Genomic DNA, 19,334 nt, shown 5'->3' on the forward strand with positions numbered 1-19,334 from the left:
CCGGCGCCGCCAGCGCCCACCCGGCGATCGGACCGGCCGATCGCGACGGCGGACGACGCGCGTCGTCGGCGCTCGGGACCGACTCGGGCGACCTCGCGGCGATCGTGCGCGACCGCTGGATGCGCCTGGCCGAAGCGGAACGGATCCCGCTCGGCCGGGCCGACGCACAGCGCGCGCGAGTACGCATTCACCTGGCGAGCCTGGCGACCGTCGTGGCGCTGCTCACCGCGAGCCTGCCCGCGATCGCTCTGGCCTGAACGGATCACCTCAGCTCGACCTCGGCCTCGACCTCGGCGGGCACGTCCTGCACCGGGGCCTCCTTGGTGCGACGCCGCGAGAACCGACGGCTGCGCGGGTCGAAGGCCTCCCGCAGGGCATCGCCGAAGATGTTCGCCGACAGCGCGAGCGCCACGATGAAGAACGCCGGCCACCAGAACAGCCACGGCCGCACCGCGAACGCCGACTGGTTCGCCCCGATGAGCAGACCGAGCGATACATCAGGAGAGCGGATGCCGTAGCCGAGCAGCGAGATCGCCGACTCGAGCAGGATGGCGGCCGCGGCCAGCAGCGACGCCGAGACGATGATGACACCGGTCGCGTTGGGCAGGATGTGACGGAAGATGATGCGGGCGTCGGATGCCCCGGCAACCCGAGCCGCCTCGACGAACTCGCGCTCGCGCAGCGAGAGGAACTCACCGCGCACGAGACGGGCGATGACCATCCAGCTCACGGCGCCGAGCATGACGCCGAGGATCCACACGCCGACAGCGCCCGCGTAGTTTCCGACGACCGCGGCGAGCACGATGGCGGGGATGACGATGAAGACATCCGTGATGCGCATGAGCACCGCGTCGACCCAGCCGCGGTAGTAACCCGCGATGGCGCCGACGATCACGCCGAGCACGACAGCGATGCCGGTGATGAGGATCATCACGACGAACGAGTTCTGGATGCCGCGCATCACCATCGCGAAGTAGTCGCGACCGATGCGGTCCTGTCCGAACGGGTGGTCACCGAGCGAGAAGGGCCACAGCTGGAGAGTCGGGGCACCGTCGACGGCGATGTTCGGATCCGGATCCGTGTAGTTCCACTTCCACCACCCGTGGATCGGACCGATCCCGATGGCGGTCGTGGCGAACACGACGATCGCGAGCAGCACGATCAGGGAAACGACACCGGCAGGGTTTCCCAGGAATCGCCGCAGGATCAGGCGGCCCTGGCTGACAGAGCGGTGGTCGACGGTGTCGACGGAGCTGGGCAGAGAGGTGGACATCAGCGGACCCTCACTCTCGGGTCGAGTGCCGCGTAACTGAGATCGGCGAGGAAGTTGAACAGGATGGCCATGAACGCGATCACGAGGAAGTAGCCCATGACGGGGTACACGTCACCTCGGCCGAGCGAGTTCTGGAAGAGCGCGCCCATGCCTGGGATACCGAAGATGTACTCGGTGATGATCGCGCCACCGAGCAGGGCGCCGAGGTCGGTCGCAACGAGCGTCGTGATCGGGATGAGCACGTTGCGGAAGGCGTGGCGCACCACGACGACCCGCTCGGGCATGCCCTTCGCGCGGGCGGTGCGGACGTAGTCCTGCCCGAGCACCTCGATCATTCCGGCGCGCGCGTAGCGCGTGTAACCCGCGAACGAGATCGTCAGCAGCGAGACCGTGGGCAGCAGCAGGTGGAAGAAGGTGTCCAGCGCGGAACGCCACATGTTGCCGGGGTCGTATCCGGGAGTAGACGACCCGACCGTCGCGATCGGACGCCCGTTCATGTCGAACATGTAGCCCGGGAACGACTGCATGAGTCGGTCGATGATGATCAGGAACCCGATGAAGAACGCCACCAGGATGCCGATGCGGATGTTCTGACCACGGTCGTCGCCGCCCACGAGGAAGCCGACGAGAGCGCCGACGACGAGAGCGGCGATGGCCAGGATCGCGATCGTGCCGACCGTGGAGACATCCAGCAGCGGCTGCACGGCGAAGTACGACGCGATGCCGATGACCGCCACGATGCCGGCCGTGATGAGTCCGCGGCGGTTGTAGATGCCGGCCAGGATCGCCGCGACCGCGGCAGCGATGCCGAGGCTCAGCACGATGATGCCGACCGGTCCGATGGCGGGCTGGGCGAACCAATCGGTTGCGCTCATGTAGATCAGGAGACCCGCCGAGACCACGAAGGCGGAGGCGGTCGTGATGATGCGTCGCCGCATCTCGCCGCCGACGACCGCCTGGATGATCAGCGCGAGCACGAGACCGATCACGATCGAGAGCCAGATCGGCACCTCTGGTGAAGCGAGGAAGTTATTGTACCCGATCGCGACGAAGCTCTTGAGCATCGTTGCCGCAAGGAACGACGGGAGCGAGTACAGGAACAGGCTGATGACGGTGAACGTGATGTCGAAGCCGCTGTTTTCACGGATGGCCGACAGGATGCCGGTCGCGATGCCGAACAGGATCGCGAGGATGAGTGCCGCGGTGACCATCTGCACGGTCGAGAGCATGGCTGTCGGCAGCAGGTCGGTGACCTGCGCCCCCTGGAACGTCTGGCCGAGGCTGCACTGCCCGGCGAAGGGGACGAGGCATTTGGCGGCCCCGCCGATCCAGATGAACCACCGCAGCGGCGGCGGGACATCCAGGTTGCCGATCTGGATGCGCGCCTGGATCAACTGCTCCTTGTTGGGCAGGATCGAGGTGCGCAGGTCTTCAAGGGGATCGGTGGACAGCGCCACCAGGTTGAACATCACGAACGACGCCGCGACGAGAATCAGAACGGATACGCCGATTCTTCTGAGGATGAATCCGACCAAGGTGTGTTTTTTCCTCGCTCACGCGCGGAGCTCACCGGGATCTTCCGGCTCACCCCGCGTCGGTGATCACTGACAGAAGTTGGGGGTGGCGCCCTGTTCGGACGCCACCCCCAGCATCATGACCTTACTTGGAGCTGGTGCTCGACTGCACCGACCACTCCCAGTTGTTCCAGATCGGTCCGGTCTGGTTGCCCATGTACTGGACACCCTGAACCTTGCTGGAGACGCCGTAGATACCGGCGGCCTGGAAGAGCGGCAGGCCGTAGCCCTGCTCGAAGGCGATCTTGTCGATCTGCAGCTGCAGGTCCGTCAGCTTGCTCTGGTCGAGCGTCGTCTGGGTCTGCAGAGCCTGGTCGTTCGCGGCGGTGAAGCCGTTGTAGTTACCGCCACCCTGGCTGCTGAACAGCTGGGGGATCTGGGCGGTGCCCACACCGGGGCTGATCCAGCCGAAGAGCGAGGCGTCGTAGTCGCCACCGGCGAGCAGCGACGACCACTTCGGGTCTCCGCCGTCGACGACGTTGAATCCGGCCTGCTTGGCCGACGCCTGGATCGCCTGGAACTCGTCGACACGGTTGGGGTTCTTCGAGTTGTAGAGGATCTTCACGGTCGGGGTCTTGCCCGCGAGGAGGCTCTTGGCCTTCTCGATGTCGACCGAGTCATACGCGGCCGAGCCGTTCTGCGCGATGGTGGTCGCGTACTCCGACTGGTTGGGCAGCCAGATCTGCGAGTCCAGCGGCTTCGCGTCGGGGTTGACCGGCTTCACGATCGCGTCGACGATCTGCTGGCGCGGGATCGTGAGGAGGAAGGCCTGACGCACGGTCGCGTCGCTGAACACCGACGACTTGAAGTTCAGGTCGAGGTGGTCGTACGAGACCTGGTTGCCCGTGAGGACGGTCGCGCCGGTGATGGCCTCGAGCGACTTCTTCGTGTCGGCCGATGCCTGCGGGTAGACGATGTCGACCTCGCCGTTCTGCAGGGCGGTGACCTGGGCCGCGGCGTCAGGGATGACGCGCATCACGAGCTTGTCGATCTGCGGCTTGAGGTTGCCCGAGTAGTTCGGGTTGAGCGAGAACTCGAGCGACTGACCCGGGGTCCAGGCCGAGAGGACCCAGGGGCCGCTCGAGACCAGGAGGTCCTTGTCGGTCGGGAACGAGGTGATGTCGTAGCCCGTGTTGATGAACTTCGCGGCGGCCTCGAGCGTGGCGTTGGGCGCGACCGGGTTGGTCGGGTCGCCCTTCGGCAGGCCCTGGAGCAGCTTCGTCAGGTCGGCAGCCGACGTGAGGCCGGCCTTCTTCGCGACGATGTGCGCCGGCTGAGCCAGCGGCGAGAAGAGGTTCCAGTCGACGTAGGGCTGGCCGTAGACCAGGGTGATCGACGTGTTGTTGTCACCTATGGTCGGGAAGGCGGTGCTGTCGATTCCCGCGGTCGAACCCGCGATGGCGAAGTACTGCGTGCCCTTGGTGACGTTGCCGTCGGCGTCGAACGTGGCGTCGTCATAGTGACCCGAGGCGATCGCCCAGGCGAGGACCATGTCATCAGCGGTGATGGGCTCGCCGTCGGACCACTTCGCACCCGACTTGAGGGTGTACTTCACCGTCAGCGGGTCGTCCGAGGTCTTCTCGTACGTGCCGATGTCGGTGTTCGCCACGACGTTGAAGTTGTTGTCGGGGTACTGGAACGTCGCGTTGGTCAGGTATGCGTACTGACCGTTCGTGTCCAGGTTGCCCTGCGGCGTGTTGCTGTTGAGCGAGGTGAGGTCGTTGACGATGGCCTCAGTGACGGTGCCGCCCGAGCGGGGCTTGGTGGTGGTGCCGCTCGTGGTGCAGCCCGCCAGCAGGAGGGCACCCGCGGCTGCTGCCGCGATCACCACTCCGAGACGTGACTTCTTCAACTTGGTGACTCCTTATGAGAAGGGATGTGGCCCCACACGAAGTCCGAAAACTTCGCATGGCGCAGATACGGAAACCCTAAGCACGGCCATCCGCCTGTTCAAAGCCGGACCGGAAACCGTTACATACCCTTAACGCGAATGACGGTGCGATGCGCAATCTGCACAGTCGGGGTGCAGAGCGGGCCGATGCGCCTTTTACCTGCGCATCACGGCGGAAGCGGCATCCCGTGAAACGATGCCGGGGTGACCGAGACGACGCGTCCCTTTCCCGCCGAGCGCCCGCGGGCCGAGGGCTTCGACCGCACCCGGCTGCGCTGGGAGGTCTGGCTCGTCCTCGGCGTCAGCGTCGGCCAGTGGGCCCTGTACTCGGTGCTGTCGATCGTGCGCACGACGATCGAGACGATGTCTCGCGGCCAGACGGTCGGCGACGCGCAGACGCAGCTGAACCCTACGCAGGACGCCGCGGCGTTCTGGGACATCCTCTACCAGTTCCTCGATGTGTTCTTCAGCTTCGTGCTGATCGCGCTGGTCGTCTACCTGCTGTGGAGCGCGGGCGACAGCGCGCTGCGACGCATCGGGCTCGACTTCCGCCGATTCGGCGGCGACCTGGGTCGTGCGGCGCTTCTCGCCGCGGTCATCGGCGTGCCAGGGCTCGGGCTCTACGTGGTCGGTCGACTGCTCGGGCTGACCCTTCAGGTGCAGGCGTCGCCCCTGGATGCCGCGTGGTACACCGTCCCGCTCCTCCTGCTCGCGGCGCTGCGCGCCGGCGTGCTCGAGGAGGTCGTGTTCAACGGCTACCTCTTCGACAGGCTACGGCGGCTCGGCTGGTCGTGGTGGGCGATCATCCTCACCGCAGCGGGTCTGCGAGGGCTCTACCACGCGTATCAGGGAGTTCCCGCGATCATCGGCAACGCGGTGATGGGGGTCGTCTTCGGCTGGTGCTATCGCCGCTGGGGCCGGGTGATGCCGTTGGTGATCGCCCACACCCTCATCGACGTCGTCGCGTTCATCGGATATCCGCTCGCCGTCTCGCTCTGGCCGGGCGTCTTCGGCTGAGCCGCCGCGGTGCACCGTTGCGTCGTGCCTTCCGGTGCACAAGTGCGCTGGAAGGCACGACGCGCGACCTACGGCCGACCGTGCGTCGCGGAACGCTCCGTCCCACGGCTGCGGGAGCGGGCACGTGGTGACGTTCCCTCCACCGCGCGGCGAATGCGATCGCTGTGCACCGGTGTGAGGGGATGCACGGTCGATCCGGCGGTGCGGCGGGCAGGCTGGCGCGATGAGCGTCACTGCGTTCCTCGTCCCCTCACCGGTCCCCCCCGAGATCGCCGACGACGATGCTCCGGTCGGGCGTCCGCGCGACCTCCCCGGGTATCACCGCGTCCGACGCGGCGTCTACGCCCCTCAACATGAGTGGGACCGCCTGGCAGCGCGTGAGCGCTACCTCACGCGCGTGCACGCCCTGGCGGCGATACGCCCGAACACCGTGTTCTGCATGGAGTCCGCGGCGGCACTCCTCGGACTCCCGTTGTTCGGCGAGCCGCGCCGCATCCATGCCTTCGCTCCCGGGCTGCGTCGATCCACCTCGTTCGGCGATGTCACCGTGCACACCAGCGCGACTGCCCGGCGCGTCGACGCGGGCGGTACGATCGCCGTCGTCGACGCGGCCGACACATCCATCGACCTCGCGCACGTGCTGCCCCCGGCGTTCGGCCTCGCCGTGATGGATGCCGCGATCGCCGCGCACCCGGCAGCATCGACGATGCGTGACGAACTGCAGCACCGCCTCGAGACGCGCGCACCTGCCCACGGGAGGCGCCGCGCGGAATGGGCGTTGGGGTTCGCGGTCGCGAACAGCGAGTCCGTCGGGGAGTCGGTCAGTCGAGCCGTGATCTCCTGGCTCGGGTTGGAGGCACCCGAGCTGCAGTGCGTCTTCCGGAGCGAGGGTGCTCGCGATCGAACGGACTTCTTGTGGCGACGGGCGTCGGTCGCCGGGGAGTTCGATGGGTGGGACAAGTACCCGACCCACGATCCGCGAGCCGCACGGGCCGCATTCATCGCGGAGAAACGACGCGAGGACCGCCTGCGACGCCAGCTTCGCGCCGTCGTGCGATGGGAGTGGCGGGATGCGCTCCATCCGCACCGTCTCGAGCGGCTCCTCGCGCAGGCCGGTGTGCCACGCACCGATCGTCGACGCCCGTCGCTGCTCGCCGACGTGGGCCGCAACCCGCGCTCGACCTAGAGCCCCCGCACGAGCCGGGCGCCCACCGGGGCGGGGTGGGCGCCCGGCCGCCCTCACGGCGTCGACACGGCACGTTGCGCGGAGGGCGCGGGGCAGCGCGTTGCGCATCGTGGCTTCTCGCGCGGATGGGTTGCGGCAGAGCGGCGGGCGCTGCGGCCAGGGCGGCGGCGGCAGCAGACGGGCGACGGCCACGCAGCCGCGGCCGCACCGACGCAGCGGTCAGGCGAACGCCTCCACGGGCGGGCAGGCGCACACCAGGTTGCGGTCGCCGAAGGCGTTGTCGATGCGGCGCACCGGCGGCCAGTACTTGCCGCGCACGAGGGATGCCACGGGGTAGACCGCCAACTCCCGCGGGTAGGGATGCTCCCACTCCCCCGCGATGACCGACTGCGCCGTATGGGGCGCGTTCACGAGCGGATTGTCGTCGGCGGGCCATTCGCCCGCGCCTACGGCGATCGCCTCCGCCTTGATGGAGATCATCGCCTCGATGAAGCGGTCGAGCTCGGCCACATCCTCCGACTCGGTCGGCTCGACCATGAGCGTGCCCGCGACGGGGAACGACATGGTCGGCGCGTGGAAGCCGTAGTCGATCAGCCGCTTCGCGACGTCGTCGACGGTCACGCCGGTCTCGTCTCGCAACGGACGCAGGTCGAGGATGCACTCGTGCGCCACGAGCCCGTTCTCGCCCGTGTACAGCACCGGATAGTGCGACCGCAGGCGCTGAGCGACGTAGTTGGCGGCGAGCACGGCGTGCGAGGTGGCGTCGCGCAGCCCTTCGGGCCCCAGCATCCGCACGTATGCCCACGAGATGGGCAGGATCGAGGCGGAACCGTAGGGCGCCGCGGAGATCGCTCCGCCGTCGAAGCTGAACCCGCCGGCGTGCTCGTGGCGCTGCGCCTGGTCGTGCGACGGCAGGAACGGTGCGAGGTGCGCCTTGGCGGCGACGGGCCCGACTCCGGGGCCGCCCCCGCCGTGCGGGATCGCGAACGTCTTGTGCAGGTTCAGGTGGGACACGTCGCCGCCGAGGTCGCCGAACCGCGCGAATCCGAGCAGCGCGTTGAGGTTGGCACCGTCGATGTAGACCTGACCGCCCGCGTCGTGCACCGCCTGGGTGATCGCGAGCACGTCGTGCTCATACACACCGTGGGTCGACGGGTAGGTGATCATCAGCGCGGAGAGCGCATCGGCGTGCAGCGCGATCTTCGCGCGCAGGTCGTCGAGGTCGACGTTGCCCGCGTCGTCGCACGCGACCACGACCACGCTCATGCCGGCGAGCACCGCGGATGCCGCATTCGTGCCGTGTGCGGACGAAGGGATGAGACACACGGTGCGCGAGAGGTCGCCGCGGGACAGGTGGTAGCCGCGGATCGCAAGGAGTCCGGCGAGCTCGCCCTGCGAGCCGGCGTTCGGCTGCAGCGAGACGGCGTCGTAGCCGGTGAGCTCGGCGAGCCAGCCCTCGAGCTGCGTGACCAGCTCGAGGTAGCCCTCGACGTCCTCGGCGGGCGCGAACGGGTGGATCTTCGCGAACTCGGGCCACGAGACCGCCGCCATCTCGGTGGCCGCGTTGAGCTTCATCGTGCACGAGCCGAGCGGGATCATGCCGCGGTCGAGCGCGTAGTCGCGATCGGCGAGGCTCTTGAGGTACCGCATCATCTGCGTCTCGGAACGGTGCGCGTGGAACACCTCGTGCGTGAGGAACTCGTCGATGCGCGACAGCGATGCCGGCAGGTGCGCGGAAACTCCCAGCGCGCCGGCGCCCGCCGCGCCCGCCGCTCCCCCGAACGCCTGCACGACCGCGTCGCGGTCGGCTGCGGTGGTGGTCTCATCGACCGAGACGCCCACGGTGTCGTCGTCGACGAGAAGCAGCTGGATGCCGCGGCCGTGCGCGTCCGCCACGATCGCCGCCGCGCGGCCCGGCACGCGCACGCGCACCGTGTCGAAGAACGCGTCGTGCACGAGCTCGGCGCCGGTCGACGTGAGCGCGTCCGCGAGTGAGGAGGCGCGGGCGGCGACCGCCCGGGCGATCTCCCGCAGGCCGTCGGGGCCGTGATACACGGCGTACATCGAGGCCATGACGGCCAGCAGCACCTGCGCGGTGCAGATGTTCGACGTCGCCTTCTCCCGCCGGATGTGCTGTTCCCGCGTCTGCAGCGACAGCCGGTAGGCGGGGTGGCCCGCGGCATCCTGCGACACCCCCACCAGGCGACCCGGCAGCTGGCGCTCGAGACCCGCCCGCACCGCCATGTAGCCGGCGTGGGGTCCGCCGAAGCCGAGCGGCACGCCGAAGCGCTGGGTCGTGCCGACGGCGACGTCGGCGCCGAGAGATCCCGGCGAGCGCAGCAGGGTGAGGGCGAGGAGGTCCGCCGCGACGACGACCTTTCCACCCGCGGCCTGCACGGCGGCGATGGCCTCGGTGGGGTCCCACACGCGGCCGGATGCCCCGGGGTATTGGATGAACGCGCCGAACACGTCGATGTCGGCGGGCGGCGGCGACTGGTCGAAGCTCGTCTCGTGCAGGTCGATGCCGACCGCGGCGGCACGGTGCGCCAGCAGCGACTTGGTCTGCGGCAGTGCGTCGGCGTCGACGAGGAACACCGTCGAGCGGGACTTCGAGGCCCGGCGCGCGAGCAGCATGCCCTCGACGACGGCCGTGGACTCGTCGAGCATCGACGCGTTGGCCGTGTCGAGCCCGGTGAGGTCGGCGACCATCGTCTGGAAGTTGATGAGCGCCTCGAGGCGACCCTGGGAGATCTCGGGCTGGTATGGCGTGTAGGCCGTGTACCAGGACGGGTTCTCGAACACGTTGCGCGCGATGACCGACGGCGTGTTCGTGTCGTAATAGCCGAGCCCGATCATGGGTCGCAGCACCCGATTGCGCGCGGCGAGCCCGCGCAACTCCGCGAGCGTCTCCTGCTCGGTCGCCGCGGACGGCAGGGCCGCCAGCGTCTCGCGAGGGGTGAGGATGGCGTCGGGCACCGCGGCCCGCACGACGGCATCGGCGTCGGCGTAGCCGAGCGTCTGCGCGAGGCGTGCGCTGTCGCCCGCCGTGCCGATGTGGCGGGATCGAAAGGCGTCGCTCATGCGGCGCCGCCGGTGAGCTCGTCGTAGGCGGCGCGATCGAGGAGCCCCTCGATCGCCTCACCATCGAGCTCGACCCGCACGAGCCACGCCGCGAAGGCGTCGGCGTTCACGAGCGCCGGGTCGCTGTCGACGTCGCCGTTCACCTCGATGACGCGGCCGGACACGGGCGCGTAGAGCTCGCCGACCGACTTCGTCGACTCGATCTCGCCGCACACCTGGCCGGCGGTCACCGTGCCGTCGATGGCGGGGAGCTCGACGAACACCACGTCGCCGAGCTTCTCGGCGGCGTAGTCCGTGATGCCGAAGGTGGCGACATCCCCTTCGATGAGCACCCATTCGTGCTCGGCGGTGTACTTGAGTGCGTCGCGGTCGGTCATGCGTTCCTCCGATAGAAGGGCGGGGTGGTCACGGTGGCGGGGATGAGAGTGCCGCGCACGTCGATCGCGAGAGCCGTGCCGGGGGCGGCGTGCGCGGGCGAGACGTAGGCGAGTGCGATCGGGTGTCCGAGCGTGGGGCTGAGCGCGCCGGAGGTGATCTCTCCGACCGCGTCGCCGTCGGGCGTGCGCACCTCGTAGCCGGCGCGGCCGGCGCGCCTGCCCTCGGCGACCAGCCCGACGAGCACCGGGCGATCGGTGAGGTCGGCGGCCTCGAGCGCGGCCTTTCCGACGAAGTCGGGCTTGTCGAGCACGGGCACGCGGCCGAGACCGGCCTGCGCGGGCAGGGTGTCGAGCGTCAGCTCGTGGCCGTAGAGCGGCATGCCGGCCTCGAGGCGCAGCGTGTCGCGGGCGGCGAGCCCGGCGGGCACGAGCCCGACCGGCTCGCCCGCGACAAGGAGGGCGTCCCAGAGCCGCGCCGCGATGCCGACGGGGGCGAGGAGCTCGAAGCCGTCTTCACCCGTGTACCCGGTGCGCAGCACCAGCACGTCGGCGTCGAAGGCGCGCGCCCGCGACCACGCGTAGTACTTCAGGTCGGCGACCGGGGGCGCGACATCCGTCAACTCGTCGAGGGCGGCGAGCACCTCGACGGCGCGCGGGCCCTGCACCGCCAGCAGGGCATAGTCGTCACTGACGTCGGCGACGGATGCCGCGAACTCCCCCACCCGCTCGGCGAGCGCCGCGGCGACGGGCGCGCGGTTGCCCGCGTTGGCGATCACGAGGAACCTTTCGTCGGCGAGTCGATAGACGATCAGGTCGTCGATGACGCCGCCCGACGGGGCGAGCAGCAGCGAGTACTTCGCCTTGCCGATCGCGAGGGCAGACAGGCGGCCGGCGAGCGCGGCGTCGAGGTAGGCGCCGGCATCCGCGCCGACGACGTCGAACTCGGCCATGTGCGAGATGTCGAACAGGCCCGCCGCCTCGCGCACCGCGCGGTGCTCGGCGAGATCGGACGAGTAGCGCACCGGCATGAGCCAGCCGCCGAAGTCGGTGAACGAGGCGCCGAGGGCGTCGTGACGGGCGTGCAGCGCCGTCGTGCGGGGTGTGGAGGTGGGGTCGGTCATGAGTTCTCCCGTGCAGGGGCGGGCGACCGTCGATCGACGGTCTCGAACTCCCCCTCTGTCATCGGCCTGAGAGCTTGCTCGCGGCATCCGTCACAGCGTCGGATGCGGCGGCTTTCACCGTCGGCGGACGCGTATGCGTCGCTTTCCAGAGCGGCCCGACCGGGGCGGTACGGCTACCTGAGAGATTGGCGGGGAGGCTTGCTCCTTCGGTGCCCGTCGCCGGCTGCGACGGAGCTCTCCCGCTACGGTCACGGGGCCTTGTTGACTTGTGCGGCCAGCTTAGCGGCACCGGTGCGCTCAGCGGATGCAGGCGCCCGACGACACGGTCTGCTGCATGCTCTCCGCCTGGGCGACCACCGAGGTCAGCTCGGCGGTGGTCATCGCGTAGCCGACGTTGGGGTCGCTGTCGCTGCGGGCGAACACGATGCCCACAGCCCGTCCCGACGCGTCGAGGAGCGGCCCGCCGGAGTTGCCGGGCCGCACCACGGCGTCCAGGGCGTAGATGTCGCGCACGTCCGATCCGCTCCCGTAGATGTCGGGCACCCGCGCCTCTCCCACGCTCGTGACCGAGGCGTTCCCCGACGTGAACGGGCCGCCATAGGGATAACCCTGCACCACGGCGGCGGCGCCGGCGGTGAGTGTCGCGCCGAGAGGGATGGCTGCGGCATCCAGCCCGTCGGTCGCGATGACCGCGATGTCGTTGTGCGGATCGTCGTACACGATGCGACCCTCGACGGCGGCGCGACCCGGGAGCTCCACGATGGGGTTCGTGACTCCGGCGACGACATGCGCGTTGGTGACGACACGGTCCGGAGCGATCACGAAGCCGGATCCCGTGGAGGTCTCGCTGCACGCATAGGCCGTGCCCGAGATACGGGCGACCGACTGCGCGGCGGCGTTGAGTGCCGGGTCGGCGAGGTCGATCGGGGCGGCGGCGGGTGCGGTGGCGGCTCCGTCGAGCAGCGCCCCGAACTGCGGCAACCCGTCGCTGAGCACCCCCTGGCGCAGCTGCGCCAGGGCCTGCGACAGCGGGCTCGGGGTGAGATCGTCGATCGTGCGCAGCACCGTCGACGACGCGACGGCAGGGGCGAGCACGGGCGTGCCCGTCACCACCACGCTCTGCCCCACGAGCGAGATCGCGAGGGCGGCGACGACGACGCTCAGCGCGCCTCCCAGGACGCGATCGACGATGCCGAGGCGCAGGCGGTCGACGCCGCGCCGCAGGCGCATGCCGATGGCGCCGCCGAGCGTGCCGCCCGCGAACAGGAGCGCGATGCCCGCCGCGAGCACGATGAGTCCGCGCCACTGGGACCACGGCACGACGCCCGACAGCAGCGGCAGCAGCCACCACGCGGCGGCGCCCGCCGCCACGACGCCGAGCAGTGCTCCGGCGCTCGCGAGGAGACCCCGGGCGATGCCACCGGCGAGCGCGCCGATCAGCAGGAGCACCGCGATCACATCGACGACGAGCGACATGGATGCCTCCTCTCCCGCCTGGATGTCTCACGGTACGACGGATCCGCTGGGAATCGTCCCGGTTTGCCTTCGAGTCATCGAGACTCTAAGATCGCTTCTGGTCATCATGACACTAACCATCCGTTCCGAGAGCGCCGCGTCGGCACCGTCCCCGTCGGACCCGACGCGCGTCGCCGTGTCGACCGTGATCTTCACCCTGCGGCGGCCCGACGGATGCGACCTGCCCGTGCTCTCCCTGCCGCTCGTGCGCCGCACCCGTGACCCGTACGGCGACTTCTGGGCCCTCCCCGGCGGATGGCTCGACGCCGACGAGGAGCTGGAGGATGCGGCATCCCGCACCCTCGGCGAGACGACCGGCCTCGCCGCGAGCTACCTCGAGCAGCTCTACGCCTTCGGCGCCATCGACCGCTCCCCCTCGCGGGTCATCTCGATCGTCTACTGGGCGCTGCTGCGCTCCGACGACGTCGACGCTCAGCTGGCCGCGCACCTCGCCGCCGGCGACGCCCCCGAGAACGTCGAGTGGTTCGACGCCGCCCACCTGCCGACCCTCGCCTTCGACCACAACGCGATCGTCGACTACGCCCTGTGGCGCCTGCGCAACAAGGTGGGCTACAGCCGCATCGCCCACGGCTTCCTGCCCGGATCGTTCACGCTCGCTGAGCTGCGCGAGGTGTACGAGGCGATCCTCGAGCGCCGCCTGGACCCTGCCAACTTCCGCCGCCAGGTGGAGGGCTCCGGAACCCTCATCCCCACCGACGACTTCCGCACGGGCAGCCATCGACCGGCGCGCCTGTACCGGTACAACCACGACGTCGAGCTCTCCGATCGCGGGCCGCTCGGCACCGCCCCGCCCGCTTCTCGCGAACAGTCAGCCACACCGCACACCCCGAAGGAGGCGCGATGAGCGCCGTCAACATCGCCCTGCGCCCGCGCGACGAGATCGATCCGTCGGTCGACCACGTCATCCAGTCGCTCGTCTCCGGCGGATCCGCCGACGCGACCTGCACGACCGACCTCGCGGCCAGCCCGTGGACGTTCGACGTGAGCGAGGGCTACGGGCCCGGTGCCTCGATGGGTGACGTCATCCCCACCGGGTCACCCCGCCAGGGCTCGCTGCCGCAGGAGTACCGCGACGCCGACCCGGCCGATCTGGATCACCGCATCCGTGCGGCGAAGCAGATGCTCGGCGACCGGGTCGTCGTACTCGGCCACTTCTACCAGCGCGAGGAGGTTGTGCGACACGCCGACTATGTCGGCGACTCGTTCCAGCTCGCGACCGCCGCGAAGGCCCACCCCGACGCCGAGGCGATCGTGTTCTGCGGCGTGCACTTCATGGCCGAGACCGCCGACCTCCTCTCCGGAGCGGACCAGGCCGTCATCCTCCCGAACCTCGCCGCCGGCTGCTCGATGGCCGACATGGCCGACATCGATCAGGTCGAAGAGTGCTGGGAGCAGCTGGCTGAGATCTACGGCGACATGGATGCCGCGGACGCCGACGGGCTCGTGCCGGTCATCCCGGTCACCTATATGAACTCGTCCGCCGCGATCAAGGGGTTCGTCGGCCGCCACGGCGGCATCGTCTGCACGTCGTCGAACGCGCGCACGGTGCTCGAGTGGGCGTTCGAGCGCGGACGCCGCGTGCTGTTCTTCCCCGACCAGCACCTCGGCCGCAACACGGCCAAGGCCATGGGTGTGCCCCTCGCGCAGATGCCGATGTGGAATCCGAACCGTCCCCTCGGCGGCTCGAACGCCGACGACCTCGCGGATGCCCGCGTCATCCTCTGGCACGGGTTCTGCTCGGTGCACCGCCGCTTCTCGGTCGCCCAGATCGACAAGGCGCGGGCCGAGCACCCCGGCGTGCGCGTGATCGTGCATCCCGAGTGCCCGATGGACGTCGTCGACGCGGCCGACGAGGCCGGATCGACCGACTACATCCGCAAGGCGATCGAGGCGGCGACCGAGCCCACGACGTTCGCGATCGGCACCGAGGTCAACCTCGTGCAGCGCCTCGCCGCCCAGCACCCGCAGCACGAGATCTTCTGCCTCGACCCGGTCGTGTGCCCGTGCTCGACGATGTACCGCATCCACCCCGGCTACCTCGCATGGACACTCGAGTCCCTGGTCGCGGGAGAGGTCGTCAACCGCATCACGGTGCCGGGCGACGTCGCCGATCCCGCCCGCATCGCGCTCGAGCGCATGCTCGCGGCGAAGCCGCCGGCAGGACGCGTCGAGACGCCGGGGAGCGCGCAGTGAGCCGCAGCATCCACGCCGTCGTCGTCGGCAGCGGCATCGCGGGTCTCACCGTCGCGCGCGACGCCGCCCGCGCGGGGGCGCGGGTCACCCTCGTCACGAAGGACGAGCTGGCCCACGCGAACACCCGATACGCCCAGGGCGGCATCGCGGGCGTCATGTTCGACGACGACAGCGTCGAGGACCACATCGCCGACACCCTCACCGCCGGCGCGGGCCTCGGCGACCCTGCGGCCGTGCGTGTGCTGGCGACCGAGGGGCCGGCGCGCATCCGCGAGCTGATCGAGCTCGGCGTCGCCTTCGACCGGGATGCCGCCGGGTCGCTGCGCAAGGGACTCGAAGCCGCGCACTCCTACCCCCGCGTGCTGCACGCGGGGGGAGACGCGACGGGTGCCGAGATCGAGCGGGCGCTGGTCGCGGCCGTGCGGGCGTCGGGTGTGGAGATCGTCGAGCACGCGTTCCTCGTGGACCTCGTCGTCGCGCACGGGAGGGTGAGCGGCGTCGAGCTGCAGCAGGGCGATGCCCGCCGCACGATTCACGCCGATGCCGTGGTGCTCGCGACCGGCGGCGCCGGCCAGCTCTTCGCGCACACCACCAACCCCGTGGTCGCCACGGCCGACGGCATCGCCGCCGCTCTGCGCGCGGGGGCCGCTGTCGCCGATCTCGAGTTCGTGCAGTTCCACCCGACCGTGCTCGCCGCGGGTGACGCGTTCCTCGTGTCGGAGGCCGTGCGCGGCGAGGGCGCGACCCTCATCGACCCGGACGGCCGGCGCTTCACGTTCGATGCGCACCCCGACGGCGAGCTGGCCCCGCGCGACGTCGTCGCCCGGGCGATCGCCGCCCGCATGGCGGCGCAGGGAGGCGCGCCGGTCGCGCTCGACGCGACCCGGCTGCACGCACCCGGCACGGCCGCGTTCCTCGCCGGACGGTTCCCCACGATCGATGCCGCCGTGCGCGAGCGCGGCCTCGACTGGGCGCGGGAACCCATCCCGGTGACGCCCGCGGCGCACTACCTCATGGGCGGCGTCGTGACCGACCTCGACGGCCGCACCACCCTGCCCGGCCTCTACGCCGTCGGCGAGACCGCCCGCACCGGGGTGCACGGCGCGAACCGACTGGCCTCGAACTCGCTGCTCGAGGGCGCCGTCTTCGGCGCGCGCGCCGCGGCGGCTCTGACCACAGACGCGGATGCCGCGTGGCCCGCGCCGGCACTCCCGGCGGCGCCCGCACCGCTCGAGACCGCCGCGCCCGCCGCCGACGCCCCACCGTTCACCCGCGCCGCGCTGCAGGAGCTGCTGTGGCAGCACGCCGGTCTCGTGCGCGACGACCGCGGGCTCGCGCGAGCGGCATCCGTGCTCGCCGCGTGGTCGCTGCCGCACGCCGCCGCATCGTCGGTCGCCGGATGCGAGGACGAGAACCTGCTGCAGGTCGCCGTCGCGCTCGTCGCGGCTGCGCGTGCGCGCACCATCTCGGTCGGGGCGCACTTCCGCGCCGACGCGGACCCGGCCGCAGCGGCGGACGCCGCGGCATCCGTCACCGAGGTCGTCGCATGCTGACCGCCCGCACCATCGACCGCATCGTCGCGCTTGCGCTCGACGAGGACGCCCCGTGGGGCGACCTCACCAGCGAGACGCTGATCCCCGCCGACGCGGTCGCGACAGCCGACCTCGTCGCGCGCGAGGACGGCGTCTTCGCCGGAGGCGAGGTGTTCGCGGCCGCCTTCCGGCTGACCGACCCGGCCATCGAGGTGGGTCTGCACGTCGCCGACGGCGGACGGTTCATCGCCGGACGCCGGCTCGCGACGGTGACCGGGCCGGCGCAGGGCGTGCTCACCGCCGAGCGCATCGGGCTCAACTTCGCGCAGCGCATGTCGGGCATCGCGACCCTCACCGCGCGGTACGTCGACGCGATCGCGGGCACCGGTGCGCGCATCGTCGACACCCGCAAGACGACCCCGCTACTGCGTGCGTTCGAGCGCCACGCGGTGGCCGCCGGCGGCGGGCACAACCACCGGTTCTCGCTGTCCGACGCGGTCATGGCCAAGGACAACCATCTGGGCGTGCTGACCGCGACCGGGGCAGATCTCACCGACGCGCTCCGCGAGGCGATCGCGAGGCTCCCCCACACCGCGCACGTCGAGGTCGAGGTCGACCGCGTCGACCAGATCGAGGCCGTCGTCGCGGCGGGGATCGGCACGATCATGCTCGACAACTTCACCGTCGACCAGCTGCGCGAGGGTGTCGCCACTGTCGCCGGACGGGCGCAGATCGAGGCGTCCGGCGGGGTGAGCCTCGACACCGTGCGGCAGATCGCCGAGACCGGTGTCGACGTCATCTCGGTCGGCGCGCTCACCCACTCGGCGCGCGCGCTCGACCTCGGGCTCGACCTGCGCATCGACCTCGGGCGATGAGCGGGCTCTACCTCGACAACGCCGCGACCACGCCCGTGCGCCGCGAGGTGCTCGAGGCCATGGCACCGTTCCTCACGAGCGTGTTCGGCAACCCGTCGAGCCACCACGAGCTCGGCGATGCCGCGGCGCGCGCGCTCGACGACGCGCGGCGCCGGGTCGCCGCGGTGCTCGGCATGCGCGCGGGCGACATCACGTTCACCTCGGGCGGCACCGAGGGCAACAACCTCGCCCTCAAGGGCATCGCGATCGCCGCGGCATCCGCGCGCGGCGCGCGCCACGTGATCACGACTCCCATCGAGCACGAGTCGATCCTCGAGTCGGCGCGCTACCTGCGCCGGGTGCACGGGTTCGACGTCGACCTGGTGCCGGTCGACGAGACAGGACGCGTCGACCCGGCGGAGCTCACCGCCCTGCTGCGCGACGACACCGCGGTCGTCAGCATCGGGTACGCGAACAACGAAATCGGCACCGTGCAGGATGCCGGGGCCCTCGCCGCAGCGACCCGCACGGCGGGCGTACCCCTGCACCTCGACGCCGTGCAGGCCGCGGGGTGGCTGCCTCTCGCGGGCACGGGCGCCGACGCGCTCGTCATCGCCGGGCACAAGCTCGGTGCGCCGAAGGGAACCGGGGTGGCGGCGATCCGCGGGCGCGTGCCCGTCGAGCCGCTGCTGCACGGCGGCGGGCAGGAGCGCGGGCGGCGCAGCGGCACCGAGAACGTCGCGGGCGCCGTGGCGATCGCAACCGCCCTCGAGCTCGCCGAGGCCGAGCGCGAGGCCTCTGCCGCGCGCGTCGCCGCGCTGCGCGACAAGTTCGTCGCCGCCGCCCTCGTGCGGCTGCCGCAGGCGCGTCTCACCGGCGACCCCGTGCATCGACTGCCCGGCACCGCGAGCTTCACCTTCGCCGGCACGAGCGGCGAGGCAGTGCTGCTCGAGCTCGAACGCCGCGGCGTCGTCACCTCGAGCGGCTCGGCATGCGCCGCGGGCAGCGACGAGCCCTCGCACGTGCTGCTCGCCCTCGGGGTCGACCCGGTCGTCGCGCAGACCTCCGTGCGGTTCACGTTCGACCATCACGGTCACATCGACCCCCAATATCTCGCGAACGCGCTCACCTCCGCCGTGGCCGCCGTAGGATCGGCCGGGTGAGTTCCCCGGCGGTGACCGTCATCGTTCCCGGTTTCGACGTCGCCGCCTACGCCGATGAGGCGCTGGCCTCGCTGCGTGCGCAGACCCGAGACGACTGGCGTGCGGTGCTCGTCGACGACGGCTCGAGCGATGCGACCGGGGCGATCTACGCGGCGGCCGCGGCATCCGACCATCGCTTCGAGGTGATCACGCACCACCGTCAGCGCGGCCTCGCCGCCGCGCGCAACACCGGTCTCGACGCCGTCACGACGCCGTACGTCGCCTTCCTCGACTCCGACGACCGCTACACCCCCGCAGCCCTCGAGACGATGCTCGGCACGCTCGAGGAATCCGGCAGCGATCTCGCGATCGGCGCCTACGTGCGCCTGCGCCCGCAACCCGGCGGCGGGTATGCGAGCGGACCCGTGCAGCCCTGGGTGAGCGCCGCGACCGCGCCCGCCCGCCGCGGCGTGACGCTCGCGGAGCACCCCGAGGCATCCGGCAACATCGTGGCCTGGTCGAAAGTGTCCCGCGCCGACTTCTGGCAACGCACCGGG

15 protein-coding genes, 1 pseudogene and 2 riboswitches are annotated in these 19,334 nt (G+C 70.7%); of the genes and pseudogenes, 9 read left to right on the plus strand and 7 right to left on the minus strand.

Going from position 1 to position 19,334, the window contains the following annotated elements:
• Positions 1-257 (plus strand): annotated as a pseudogene (locus ASG00_RS16930) (hypothetical protein); the annotation flags it as partial.
• A gap of 5 nt (positions 258-262) precedes the next feature.
• On the opposite strand, the gene ASG00_RS04740 reads toward ASG00_RS16930, so the two are convergent.
• From ASG00_RS04740 to ASG00_RS04750, 3 genes are all read right to left on the minus strand, one after another.
• Entirely contained in the window at positions 263-1,273 is a 1,011-nt protein-coding gene (locus ASG00_RS04740) for an ABC transporter permease (protein WP_056207267.1), read from the minus strand.
• Positions 1,273-2,808, minus strand: coding sequence for an ABC transporter permease (locus ASG00_RS04745; protein ID WP_056207269.1), 1,536 nt, complete (start codon positions 2,806-2,808; stop codon positions 1,273-1,275). Before ASG00_RS04745 ends, ASG00_RS04740 begins: the two co-directional genes overlap by 1 nt.
• Before the next feature lie 124 nt (positions 2,809-2,932).
• Positions 2,933-4,699, minus strand: a complete 1,767-nt coding sequence (locus ASG00_RS04750; RefSeq protein WP_056207271.1) for an ABC transporter family substrate-binding protein — start codon at positions 4,697-4,699, stop codon at positions 2,933-2,935.
• A 243-nt stretch (positions 4,700-4,942) separates the two neighbouring features.
• On the opposite strand from ASG00_RS04750, the gene ASG00_RS04755 reads away from it, so the two are divergent.
• Entirely contained in the window at positions 4,943-5,755 is an 813-nt protein-coding gene (locus tag ASG00_RS04755) for a CPBP family intramembrane glutamic endopeptidase (RefSeq protein ID WP_056207273.1), read from the plus strand.
• Positions 5,756-5,978: 223 nt separating this feature from the next.
• Entirely contained in the window at positions 5,979-6,941 is a 963-nt protein-coding gene (locus ASG00_RS04760; RefSeq protein ID WP_056207275.1) for a hypothetical protein, read from the plus strand.
• Positions 6,942-7,160: 219 nt separating this feature from the next.
• On the opposite strand, the gene gcvP is transcribed toward ASG00_RS04760, so the two are convergent.
• The 4 genes from gcvP to ASG00_RS04780 form a co-directional block, all read right to left on the minus strand.
• Positions 7,161-10,022, minus strand: a complete 2,862-nt coding sequence (gcvP, locus tag ASG00_RS04765) for an aminomethyl-transferring glycine dehydrogenase (protein WP_056207277.1) — start codon at positions 10,020-10,022, stop codon at positions 7,161-7,163.
• On the minus strand, positions 10,019-10,399 hold the full coding sequence (gene gcvH / locus ASG00_RS04770; RefSeq protein ID WP_045248712.1) for a glycine cleavage system protein GcvH: 381 nt from the start codon (positions 10,397-10,399) through the stop codon (positions 10,019-10,021). Before gcvH ends, gcvP begins: the two co-directional genes overlap by 4 nt.
• A complete protein-coding gene (gene gcvT / locus ASG00_RS04775; protein ID WP_056207279.1) occupies positions 10,396-11,520 on the minus strand; it encodes a glycine cleavage system aminomethyltransferase GcvT in 1,125 nt (374 codons plus the stop codon). The genes gcvH and gcvT overlap by 4 nt, the downstream gene beginning before the upstream one ends.
• Before the next feature lie 45 nt (positions 11,521-11,565).
• Positions 11,566-11,675: riboswitch (glycine riboswitch) on the minus strand.
• A riboswitch (glycine riboswitch) is annotated at positions 11,676-11,772 on the minus strand. It abuts the riboswitch before it with no gap.
• 45 nt (positions 11,773-11,817) lie between these two features.
• Positions 11,818-12,996, minus strand: a complete 1,179-nt coding sequence (locus ASG00_RS04780) for a MarP family serine protease (protein ID WP_045248710.1) — start codon at positions 12,994-12,996, stop codon at positions 11,818-11,820.
• Positions 12,997-13,171: 175 nt separating this feature from the next.
• On the opposite strand from ASG00_RS04780, the gene ASG00_RS04785 reads away from it, so the two are divergent.
• The 6 genes from ASG00_RS04785 to ASG00_RS16935 form a co-directional block, all read left to right on the plus strand.
• Complete coding sequence (locus ASG00_RS04785; protein ID WP_045248749.1) at positions 13,172-13,900, plus strand: NUDIX hydrolase; 729 nt, start codon at positions 13,172-13,174, stop codon at positions 13,898-13,900.
• Complete coding sequence (nadA, locus tag ASG00_RS04790; protein ID WP_056207281.1) at positions 13,897-15,249, plus strand: quinolinate synthase NadA; 1,353 nt, start codon at positions 13,897-13,899, stop codon at positions 15,247-15,249. The genes ASG00_RS04785 and nadA overlap by 4 nt, the downstream gene beginning before the upstream one ends.
• A complete protein-coding gene (nadB, locus tag ASG00_RS04795; RefSeq protein WP_235557481.1) occupies positions 15,246-16,802 on the plus strand; it encodes an L-aspartate oxidase in 1,557 nt (518 codons plus the stop codon). The genes nadA and nadB overlap by 4 nt, the downstream gene beginning before the upstream one ends.
• The gene (nadC, locus tag ASG00_RS04800; protein ID WP_056207283.1) at positions 16,796-17,656 is read left to right on the plus strand and encodes a carboxylating nicotinate-nucleotide diphosphorylase; all 861 of its coding nucleotides are present in this window, start codon (positions 16,796-16,798) and stop codon (positions 17,654-17,656) included. The genes nadB and nadC overlap by 7 nt, the downstream gene beginning before the upstream one ends.
• Entirely contained in the window at positions 17,653-18,798 is a 1,146-nt protein-coding gene (locus ASG00_RS04805; RefSeq protein ID WP_056207285.1) for a cysteine desulfurase family protein, read from the plus strand. The genes nadC and ASG00_RS04805 overlap by 4 nt, the downstream gene beginning before the upstream one ends.
• A partial coding sequence (locus ASG00_RS16935; RefSeq protein WP_235559147.1) for a glycosyltransferase family 2 protein occupies positions 18,795-19,334 on the plus strand: 540 nt, incomplete at its 3' end. The genes ASG00_RS04805 and ASG00_RS16935, both read left to right, overlap by 4 nt.

This window comes from Microbacterium sp. Leaf351 (genome assembly GCF_001423825.1).
Lineage (GTDB): Bacteria > Actinomycetota > Actinomycetes > Actinomycetales > Microbacteriaceae > Microbacterium > Microbacterium ginsengisoli.